Raw genomic sequence first — 10,856 nt, forward strand, 5'->3', positions numbered from 1 at the left:
TGAGGGGTAAGGTTTAGAGATGTTGGCATGATTCTCAACGTGACAACGTGCAAAATTTTCTTACACACAATCATCACTCAGTCTTCTATAACAATCTGTAACGAAAAATGCCTCTTAAAATTGTTCAGAACTTTGATAGTAGTTTTACACTCGCACCTGAAGCTAAAGAAACTCTGTTTAAATTATTAACGGGTGAATCATTCTTAAGCCAAATTTGTCAAAATTTGCAATGGGAAAAAGTAGAATTTACAGAACTGCTTTTTCAGCCAATTCCCTACAGTTTAGATACACCTAAAGGGATGCCCGCAGAATTTGAAAAATATCATGCATCTAGTGAATACACCATCATTAATATACCACCTAACTTTATGTTTAATGCGAAAATTTTCCGACCTAGCCGCCTTTGTGCAGTTTACAAAAAAATTGCTTAACAAAGCAATCATGAAAATATATTTTGCTTCAAGAGTAGTCCACAAAAAAATTATCCAATTTTGTGGGGTATGTCGAAAAGCCTGCTATTGAATTTGGACGCTGATCAAAGCCAATTCTACAACAAGTAATTGGATTTCGTTTATTGAAAATTTTCCAATTGCCAATTCCACCAATAAATAGTAAATAATAGTAAATTTTGAATTTCCATTATGACTACTGAAACCAATATCCCTACTTTAGCCAGTTTAGAATATGTAACTTACATCGATGAAAATGGGGAATTACCAGAGAATTTTAATGGCAAAATTGGAGTCTACGCTATTTTCGATCAAGAAAAGAATCTCCAATTTGTAGGTTATTCCCGCGATGTTTATCTTAGTCTCAAGCAGCATTTAGTCCGTCAGCCAAAACATTGTTATTGGGTCAAAGTACAAACTATTGAACGTCCTAACCGCACAATTTTAGAAAATATTGAAAATGCTTGGATTGATGAGAATGGGAGTATTGATTTGAGAAATCTAGAAAATAAAGAAAAATGGACAAATCCTATTAATGCGAAAGAACTAATGACAACCGAAGAACAAACTAATTATCTAAATCAACTAATAGATGATACAGATAAAATTAAAATTATTAAAAATGTGGCGCGGCGAGTTGAAGCAGAGATTTTAGCCGTATTAACAGCACGAGGTGTAAAAACCCAAATTCGCTTTAATCCTAAATTAAAAGAACAAGGATTACTGGATTTGAAATAAGGAGAAACTCAAACTTGGGTGAATTACGAATATTTTCCCAACTGAACAATTTAATTTAACCGAAGTTTTAATTTTTATGAATGCCTTGGTGGCAAATATCAGAAAAACTACGGTAAGCTGGATATATGAACTACGAAATAGCCCGTAAACTACTCATAGACCAAACAACGGACGATGAAAAATCAGATGCGTTGTTAAATCATCTAAAACAAGGAAAACTACCTGTACCAGGTCAAATTACCTCAATATTATTAGCCTTAAAAGTGGTGTTTGAAACTCTGAAAGAAAATCCTAGCTTAGATAAAGAACTAGCTTATGCTTTATATAAATTAGGTATTAAAGCTTGGCAGTTATTTGCTGCCGGACGCAAAGCAGGTGTTGACTGGCCACCACTACTTAAAGAAGATTTGCAACGCATTTCTCTAGCAGCAGAAAGTATCTTTTCCGGCACATGGGAAACCCTACCCGCTGGAAGTAAGCTAAAGGATGAAGGATGAAGCAGCTAAAGAAAATACTGGGTTTATCCTTCAAACTTTTTACTTTTAACGGGTTCTGAGTTCTGCTTCTAACTTATCCAAGTCAGATTTAAGAAAAACTGTGATTTGACCACTTAAAGCCTTACCTTGCCTGGGTTGAGCAATTTCTACCCAATAGGCATAGCGATCGCCTACCCGTAATTCTCCCTTCAATGCCTCTCGGATTGGGGTTTTTGCCAAGCGTGCCTGATTAATTGCACTTTGGTTAGGATACTGGTATACGACTTGGGCGCGATTATAGTCTTGATAAACATCCAAGCTATAAATTACCCGCAAAGATTCCTGAAGACGCTGAAGTGTCACACCATTAACACCATCATACATACTCATTCGCTCAGTACGAATTGTGCTGCGGTCTTTAGTAAATGTGACCTTACCCGGAGGTAATACGGACGCTTGAAAAGTGAATCTTTGGGCGGCCGTATCACTTTTACTGACAAACAATCGCTCCCCACTTCTAGGACGAAGCGTTGAATGGGCTTGAATCCAGGTTGTTACCTGTTCTGTACTTTCTCCTGGTAACGCCTTAGCCAGAGAATTTGAGAGAATTTCCGCCGATAACCAAGGAATTAGAGAAAAAGGCAAAATTAAAAAGTTACGCAGAGATTTTTTTAGCATTTTTCTATTGAGATCGCAATTGCCCTTTGGAAGGTAATAAAAAAAGAGTTAAACATAGTGTTCCCCATTTTTTCATAGCATTAAACTTTATCCCCAGATTGATCTATTATTCAGTGCTGCAAAGCTAAAATAATTACTATATAGTTCTCGCTCGGATACGATCCTATCAAGGGCGGGGAAACCCCGCCCCTACGGGTTTTGCGATTTAATGACTGTATCCCACTGATATGAAAACCACTATATTAACACGGCAGGATTGCCACTTTAATTACCTTACGCGCCTTCATGTCAGCAAACACCTGTTCTAAATCTTTTAACGGGCGATGTTCACTAATTAGCAATTCAAAAGGGATTTTTCTACTAGCTATCAGTGATAATGCCGCCCTTACATATTCGGGTGTATTGTGAAATACGCCTTTTAGGGTTAATTCACTATAATGTAGCTTTTCCGTATTCACAGTAATCGTTGTATCTTTGGGACAACCACCAAATAAATTTACAGTTGCACCAGGACGGGCGCAAGCGATCGCTATTTCCCACACACTAGGAACGCCCGTAGCCTCTATCACCACATCCGCACCCCAGCCTTCAGTTAATGCCTTAACTACACCGGGAATATCCGCCACTTGATGATAATTAAAAGTTTGGGATGCACCCAATTTTTTGCCAATTTCTAGCCTTTGGTCATTACCTCCCCACAGTAAAACCTCTGCTTTGTCCGCTAAAACTGCCACAAACATCAGCCCAATTGCCCCATCTCCCAAGACAACTACCCGGTTTTGAGGTTTGACATGAGAACGTGCTACCCCATGCAATACACAGGCTAGAGGTTCGGTCATGGCTGCCAATGCAAAGGGTAACTCATCGGGAAGCCGCAACATATTCTGCTGCACAATCGGTGCGGGAATTTTCAGATATTCCGCAAAAGTGCCATTATTCCATGTCAAATTTGGACAAAGAGAATATTCTTGACGTTGACAAAAAAAGCATTTCATGCAGGGGGCAGAATTATTAGCGACAATGCGATCGCCTACCTGCCAATTAGTCACACCAGCACCAACAGCCACAATTGTTCCCGCAGCCTCATGACCAAACAACGTAGGGGGAGTTAACATTTTCGCATGGCCACCACGCCGCCAGACCTTCAAATCCGTACCACAAGTAGTAGCTGCCCCCACCTGAATCACCACTTCCCCATCTGACGGAGTTGGGTCAGGGACTTGTTCTAGGCGTAAATCTTCCTGTCCATAAAGTAAAGCTGCTAACAAAGCTGTTCACCCAAGAATGAAGCTGCCAAATGATTTTACAAAAAAACGCGCCAACCATGAAATTCTCACCTGTCCGCTACGGTAGATTACCCGATTCATGAGATACAGCAGGAAAGAATTAATCGCGCATAAAAGAGAATTGACGGAGATAAATTTGTACTTCACTCTTTTAAGAAACAGTACCGAGTACCAAGTGTGGGGAGTAAAGTACTCAAGAAAATTTTGTTTCTTTCATTCATAGCGAGCGGCAGCGCCGCTTTTGCAGTTGCTACTAAGAAACGCTATGATATTTGCTTTACCTTCTTAAGTTGAGCGATGTCTTTTGGGAAAATCCCTGTAAATCGAATCAAAAAATAATTTTCCTCAACAGCTGATTTTTTCATTACTTTGGCATAAATATCTGGTGCTTCCGTAGACAGCGCTGTTTCTATTAATAACTTAAGTTTGAGATTACTTAATAGCTGTAAATCCAAGTTAGAGCGTAGTTGTGCGCCATTCTCTGACAGTCCAACGATTGCACCTGTAAATATTTTCCCATCTACGTGTTTGCCATGTAAAACAATAAATTCAACAGGTAATTCTTCACTTAAAATATCTATATTTTCATTAATTTTTGGCAAAAATAAATTGTATTTTGCACCGATACCACCTATTTCATAAACCGTGATGGGATGTTTGATGCCTTTGGGTTCTACCTGCAATTGATTATCAATTCTCAAATCAATATTGGCATCTTTCCAAGTATGCTCAGAAATGAGAATTTGTCCTCCCACAGTATATGATTCAATCCGAGCAGCTAAATTCACATGACTGCCAATAACTGTGTATTCAGCGCGTTTTTGGGAACCAATATTTCCAGCTACAACTTCACCTGTATTAATGCCAATTCCCATTTCTAGAATTGGGAGATTCATTTGCTGATTTTTTGCATTTACTTGTTGCATAGCCAACTGCATAGCCACAGCGCAAGCGATCGCTCTTTGAGAATCATCTTCACGACTAATAGGCGCACCAAACATCACCAAAATCCCATCGCCCATAAAATCATTAATCGTACCTTTGTGCTGATTAATGACATCTGTCATCACTTCCAGATAAAGATTCAGAATTTTCACCACCTGTTCTGGGGGAAATTCCTCAGAAATAGCTGAAAATCCTCTGACATCAGACACTAGAATTGTGACTTTTCTGCGTTCTCCTCCTAGCTTCAAACCAGAAGGAGTTTCTATTAAATTAGCGACCACTTCTTCTGTGAGGTAACGCCCAAAGGTTTTTTGCAGACTGGCAGCACTATGGGCAATATACTGAGTAATAGCTATGGTCGCTCCTGCTAATCCTAAAGCTGGTGGCACTATAGGAATCCACCATCCAACTAAAAACCCTAAGAAGCAGCAGCCTATTAAAGCAGTAGCAGCCACGAAAATGCTGACAGTAATCAAAAAGATATTGTGGCGTTGCTGCCAAGATAATATAGCGCCAATAGTTGACCACAGCCAAATCCACAGCCATTCAAAAGGCTCATTGCCAGATTTAATTAGTGGACGACCATCTAAAGCTGAACTCAAAATTTGACTGGTTAAATTAGCATGAATTGCTACACCTGCCATCCGTTCAGGCGCAGCAAAGACTTTACTACTATAAGGTGTAAAAAAAGTATCTCTCAAGCTCTCAGCAGTTGAACCAATTATGACTACCTTTCCCCGCATCAAATCTGGTTTAATACTGTTTTCTAGAACTGCGGTGAGGGAAACTTTGGTAAACTGGTTGATCCGTCCCCGGTAGTTCAATAGTACTTGGTAGCTGCCGGCATTTACCCCGACATAACCACCATCATTAGCTTGGAATCGGGGAAAAATCCCCTTACCTAATTGTAAGTAATTTGGGTTAGTGGTAGCCTCTTTCTCTGTAATTCCATCAGATGCTAAATACGATAATGCTAGTTTCAGACTAAAACTTTCTATGAAATTATCATCATCTGAAAACAGGTAGAGCATTCCTCGACGAACTTTACCATCTCCATCTATAGGTACGTCATTTCCCCCTACTTGCTGACGTTGCTTCAATATAGGTGGTGGTTCCACGGGCGAACTATCAATGCTCTCAAGAACTTTTTGCACTCCTATCAAATTGGGGGTAGACTCAAAGACCTTCACCAAGTCTTGATGACCAGGATTAACCACTAAGTTGCGATAAATATCTAAACCGATCGCTCTGGGTTGTTGTTGCTTAATTTTATTTAATAAGCTGGCAAGTACGCCATCAGAAACAGGCCAACGTTTCTGATTTTTGATATCTGCTTCATTAATTTCAACTATAACTATGCGGTTATCAACTGGCTCTTGTGGACGAAGCAAAAAAAATTGATCCAAGGCTGTCAATTCTAGAGACTGAAGCAATCCACTCAAGCGTAAGGCGATCACAATAAATGTGACATTGGGAACAGCAATTAAAACCCCACGCCATTCCCATATTCGCTGTTTCAGCTTTTCCCACATAACAGTCAGTTATTCATTCTTGGTCTGACAAGAATCGAGTAATGGCTCAGATAGGATGTCATTTAATCCCACTGATGTCAATAATTGTCTCCAATTTAGCTTGACTACTAAGTCATTTGGCTGAGTACAGCGTAACTCTACTGAAGTAGTCAGCGCTTCATGCCAAATACCGTATTCTGCGTAGATAGTTGGTAGTTGGCGTGCGGTTGCTTTTGCTAAAGTATCTGATAAGGGTAATTCTGCTTGGATACGTTCTACCAAACCCTCTACAAAAGGATTGTTACTAGAGTCTTCACCATCACAAATTATTGTTAGATACCAGCGGTAAGTTTTACCTACGGGTAATTCAGGTGTATTTTTAGGGAGAGTAAAGCTAAAAATTCCTGGTTGTTCGGGAAGCTTTATATCTGTTTCATAAAATGGTTGTTCATCTCCATTTGTCTCGATAGTAAACTGGGCGGTTTTGACTGGGAGAGTAGACACAGACCAATAAAATGTAGGATGCCCATTTAAAGTCAGCCCTAATTTATCGGCAGGGATTAAGGGAGTTATTTCTTGTTTGCCTTGGAGACATGAGGCACTTCGAGTGGCAGCACCTACTGTTGGGGGATTTGGATCTTTCCCTCTTTGGGGCTTAAATTTCTGACTAATTTGCCAAGTTTTTTGGGCTGGGCGTGACTGAGCTAACACTGATGCCGTGGTAGTATACGCAGTTAAAGAAACTATCAGTAAAGAGAAAGATGCCTGGAGCCATTTCATGGTTATTTACCCCTTGATTATTTTTTGATACTCCCCTACTTAGACTTGAAAGTATTTTTAATTCATTAAAAGTCTATAACTTTACACTAGTTTCACCAACTGCATATGATGAGATACAGTGTGTTATTAATGTTTTACGAACCAGCCTTGATTATTTAATAATTTTTTATATACAAGGGTTAAAGTCTTGCAGACGTAAATTTTCTGAGGAAAAGTTCCCTCTTATAGTCTAAAATTGATTACTCAGTAACAAAATTTCAATTACTTAAAGCGATCGCAGCATTTTGTCCACCGAAGCCAAAACTCAAACAGAGCATCCGCTGTATTTCACTATCTCTTGCTGTTGTGACGAAATTTAAATCAAATTCTGGTTGCTGCAAACCCACACAAGGTGGAAACTTTTTATACTTTAAACCCATAAGCGAAAATGCTACTCCTAAAGCTGCGGATGCGCCTAATGTGTGACCTGAAGCACCTTTGGTAGAACTAATGGCTACTTCGGCGGGAAACAATCGCTGTATTATCTGGCTTTCTATATGGTCATTCAGGAGAGTAGCTGTACCATGAGCATGAATGTAGTCTATATCTGCTGGTGTTAAGCCACTACGTTCTAAACATTGCTTGATCGCAGCCATAGCACTTTTACCTTCTGGTTCGGGTTTATTAGCATGATATCCGTCCGCTGTCAAGCCAAAACCGAGAATCTCACCATAAATCTTGGCTTGGCGTTGCTTTGCCAATTCCGCAGATTCGAGAACAAACACAGCCCCACCTTCTCCTAGTACTAAGCCTTCTCGGTGTAAATCAAAAGGATAAGCGCCTGTTTTTGCCAAAGCACCCATTTGCTGAAATCCAGAGATGGTGAGCGGTGTAATTGGTGCTTCTACTGCACCAGCGATCGCTCGTTGATATTGCCCAGTTTGAATCCCAAAAGCCGCTTGAGAAATTGCCCAAATTCCTGTAGAACAAGCCGCCATTGGTGCTAAAACTGTCCCTGTTGCCCCGATTTTTCTGGCTACAGCGATCGCATTCATGTGCGGTAAGGTATTTAACCAATTTTCTAAATTTAAAGGTTTTTGGCAGGCATTTTGACCATACATCTGCCGCGCTAACTTCTCCCAATCTACTTGATAACTACGACTAGAACCAATTACCACAGCACAATCAGGTAGAGGTGCGATTAATTGGGCATCTCGCAAAGCAGAAGTAACAACCATCTGAGTCAGCGTATTCAAATCAGATGGTTGTTGAGCAATTAAGCCTAAAGGAATTATGCCCAGTTCTGGAAAAGGTTGATGTAATTTAATGCCCGTTTTACCCGCTAACAAATTTTGCCAGCTATCTTCTAAGCTTTTGCCTAAAGCGGAAACTAAACCAATACCAGTAACAACAACCTTCACACAATTCGTAATTTGTAGTTCCTAATTCGTAATTTTTAGGGCGTATTGCAATACGCCCCTATTTACTACTGAGGAGTTTTCAGGTTTTCTGCACCTTGGGTGACTTTAGCAGAATCGATGATATCGCCCTGCTCGATTTTGTTAACTACATCAAAGCCTTGGGTGACATGACCAAATACAGCATAGCTACCATCTAAGAATCCCTGATCAGCCAGAGTAAAGTAAAACTGTGAAGAAGCTGAATCAGGCATTTGCGATCGCGCCATTGCGATCGCTCCTTGCTTATGCTGTAATTCAGGCTGCTCAGTAATAGTCTTACCGTAAATGGGGTCTTTCGCACCTTTTGGCTTAATTTCTAAGGGTATACGGCGTTCAGTCCCAATTTTGGGGTCTATATAGCCACCAGTTCCATTTCCTTTAGGATCACCACCTTGAGCCACAAACGGTTGAGGTTCACGCACAACGCGATGAAATTTCAACCCGTCATAAACACCTTTCTGCACTAAATCAACGAAGTTGCCAGCAGTGATTGGCGCATTAGTACCATCTACTTCGATGGTAATTGGTGAGCCTTTAACTGTCATCACCACAGTAGCTTTACCTTCGAGCCGTGGTAAATCTTTCATTCCCGGAATACTCTCACTACTAGTTTCTGATACTGTTGTTGCTTCAGTAGTTGACTTGGGGCTTGCCTCAGTTGCCTTTGAGGTAGCTGTCGAAGTGGGAGATGTATTAGAAGCTACGTTTTCTGTTGAACATCCACCCAACATCAGACCACCAATCATCAACAGAGCAACCAAAAATTGTGAAAATTTTAATCGCATTGCCAGTTACTGACTCAACCAGAGTATCTTAGCTTTTCTTGGCAATTTTAGATTTTGGATTTTAGATTGAAAATCCTCATGGTCAGGCTATTGCATAGAGTTAAAACAATAGATAACATCAGAATTTGCTGTTCTCAGAAGGTAGATGTTCGATTTACCATCAATCCAACACCTAATCCAAAATCCAAAATCTAAAGTCTAAAATTTACAATCCTTCTAAAGGTACTGCCAAAAATCTTGCCAACTCAGCACCTTGAGTTTCCAAATCAGCTAAAGATAATGGTTGACCTACGCGTGTCAGGGGGATGTCTCGTCGTCCCTTAACTTTTAGATAAAGTGCGCGTTGAGGATTTAAGCCTTCTTTAATAGAGATACGCACAGATTGTACATCTTGGATGCGATTTTCAATCTCAATTTGGCGGTTTTTACCAGGAAAACCCCAGCGGAAGATTTTGAATTTGCCTGTTTCCTGATTAAATTCGTTGTAGCCGCCGCCAACGTCCCATAAAATCACTAACCACAGGTATGAAGCTAACAGCACTCCAGCCGTGCCGTATAACCCCATTACCAATCCTTGAGGGACAAATATCAGTTGAGTTGCATCAGTAACTATGAGTAAATTAACTTTGAGATAGCTGGAGATACCAGCCAGCAAAAAGCCACTTGCTCCCAAAGTAACGATAGTTGCCCACCAGTAGTTGCTAAACCGACGAGAACCGAGAACGTTTTGATGCAAGAGGCTATCGCCTTTATTAATCGTTGTTGATGCCGTCATGGAACTACCTTGGCCTGCGAGATATTCTCTCTCAAAGTCTGCCACTTGAGCAGTGTGTATTGCAAGTTGTAAGATTATGAGAAAATCTGTGTCAAATTGTTAAAATTCTGATATTCATATATTTATATAGTTTGAAATACCTGATTACCTTCCACGTCTACAGCACAAACCCTGACGAATGTGGTAAGTTAAGAATCATTAAGTTACTACAAGCTAGATTACTAGTGACTAGTACGTGTAATGGCATAATCCTGAGAAATACTCAACTACTAACGTTGTGAATTCTCAGCATTTTAGCAGCTTGTAAAGGGCTAAGAGTGTCAAAAAAAACGTTGAATTCCTCGCGGCAGTTGCTCATGGGATTTGATTCCCAGATTGCACAGCCTTAAAAACGTGGCAATTTTAGTAAACAAGAGGATTGTAGTTCAATGACCATCGCAGTTGGACGCGCCCCGAGTAGAGGGTGGTTTGACGTATTAGACGACTGGTTGAAGCGCGATCGCTTCGTATTCGTAGGTTGGTCAGGAATATTATTATTCCCCTGCGCCTTCCTCGCACTAGGCGGTTGGCTCACCGGTACAACCTTCGTCACATCCTGGTACACCCACGGATTAGCATCCTCCTACCTAGAAGGAGCTAACTTCCTAACCGTAGCAGTATCCACACCAGCAGACAGCATGGGACACTCCCTACTGTTGCTGTGGGGACCAGAAGCCCAAGGCGACTTCACCCGTTGGATTCAACTCGGTGGCTTGTGGCCGTTCGTAGCCCTACACGGAGCCTTTGGTTTAATCGGCTTCATGTTGCGCCAATTTGAAATCGCCAGACTGGTAGGGATTCGTCCTTACAACGCGCTGGCTTTTTCAGGACCCATCGCCGTATTCGTCAGTGTATTCCTGATGTATCCCTTGGGACAATCCAGCTGGTTCTTTGCACCCAGCTTTGGAGTAGCAGCAATCTTCCGCTTCCTCTTATTCCTGCAAGGGTTCCACAA

11 protein-coding genes are annotated in these 10,856 nt (G+C 40.8%); 4 read left to right on the top strand and 7 right to left on the bottom strand.

The window, feature by feature from the left end:
* Window positions 1–107 precede the first annotated feature (107 nt).
* The 3 genes from H6G59_RS08165 to H6G59_RS08175 all read left to right on the top strand — a co-directional run bounded on the left by H6G59_RS08165 (window position 108) and on the right by H6G59_RS08175 (window position 1,684).
* Complete coding sequence (locus H6G59_RS08165) at window positions 108–431, top strand: hypothetical protein (protein WP_190713223.1); 324 nt, start codon at window positions 108–110, stop codon at window positions 429–431.
* A 210-nt stretch (window positions 432–641) separates the two neighbouring features.
* Window positions 642–1,187, top strand: coding sequence for a GIY-YIG nuclease family protein (locus H6G59_RS08170; RefSeq protein ID WP_190713225.1), 546 nt, complete (start codon window positions 642–644; stop codon window positions 1,185–1,187).
* Window positions 1,188–1,312: 125 nt separating this feature from the next.
* The gene (locus H6G59_RS08175) at window positions 1,313–1,684 is read left to right on the top strand and encodes a Dethiobiotin synthetase (RefSeq protein ID WP_190713227.1); all 372 of its coding nucleotides are present in this window, start codon (window positions 1,313–1,315) and stop codon (window positions 1,682–1,684) included.
* Between the two features lie 45 nt (window positions 1,685–1,729).
* Here H6G59_RS08175 and H6G59_RS08180 read toward each other — a convergent pair whose 3' ends face one another.
* The 7 genes from H6G59_RS08180 to H6G59_RS08210 all read right to left on the bottom strand — a co-directional run bounded on the left by H6G59_RS08180 (window position 1,730) and on the right by H6G59_RS08210 (window position 9,862).
* Window positions 1,730–2,341, bottom strand: coding sequence for a hypothetical protein (locus tag H6G59_RS08180; protein ID WP_190713229.1), 612 nt, complete (start codon window positions 2,339–2,341; stop codon window positions 1,730–1,732).
* Between the two features lie 242 nt (window positions 2,342–2,583).
* Complete coding sequence (locus H6G59_RS08185) at window positions 2,584–3,609, bottom strand: zinc-dependent alcohol dehydrogenase (protein WP_190713231.1); 1,026 nt, start codon at window positions 3,607–3,609, stop codon at window positions 2,584–2,586.
* 281 nt (window positions 3,610–3,890) lie between these two features.
* Window positions 3,891–6,104, bottom strand: coding sequence for a CHASE2 domain-containing protein (locus H6G59_RS08190; protein WP_190713233.1), 2,214 nt, complete (start codon window positions 6,102–6,104; stop codon window positions 3,891–3,893).
* Between the two features lie 9 nt (window positions 6,105–6,113).
* Window positions 6,114–6,863: a DUF928 domain-containing protein gene (locus tag H6G59_RS08195; protein WP_190713235.1), complete on the bottom strand. Its 750-nt coding sequence runs from the start codon at window positions 6,861–6,863 to the stop codon at window positions 6,114–6,116.
* A gap of 257 nt (window positions 6,864–7,120) precedes the next feature.
* Entirely contained in the window at window positions 7,121–8,263 is a 1,143-nt protein-coding gene (locus tag H6G59_RS08200) for a beta-ketoacyl-ACP synthase (protein WP_190713237.1), read from the bottom strand.
* A gap of 65 nt (window positions 8,264–8,328) precedes the next feature.
* Window positions 8,329–9,087: a peptidylprolyl isomerase gene (locus H6G59_RS08205; protein WP_190713239.1), complete on the bottom strand. Its 759-nt coding sequence runs from the start codon at window positions 9,085–9,087 to the stop codon at window positions 8,329–8,331.
* 205 nt (window positions 9,088–9,292) lie between these two features.
* Window positions 9,293–9,862, bottom strand: a complete 570-nt coding sequence (locus H6G59_RS08210; protein ID WP_190713241.1) for a photosystem I assembly protein Ycf4 — start codon at window positions 9,860–9,862, stop codon at window positions 9,293–9,295.
* Between the two features lie 428 nt (window positions 9,863–10,290).
* On the opposite strand from H6G59_RS08210, the gene H6G59_RS08215 reads away from it, so the two are divergent.
* Window positions 10,291–10,856 (top strand): photosynthetic reaction center family protein (locus tag H6G59_RS08215; RefSeq protein ID WP_479686170.1); only part of this gene is annotated, 566 nt, incomplete at its 3' end.

The organism is Anabaena lutea FACHB-196 (assembly GCF_014698305.1).
In the GTDB taxonomy this organism is placed as follows: domain Bacteria; phylum Cyanobacteriota; class Cyanobacteriia; order Cyanobacteriales; family Nostocaceae; genus Anabaena; species Anabaena lutea.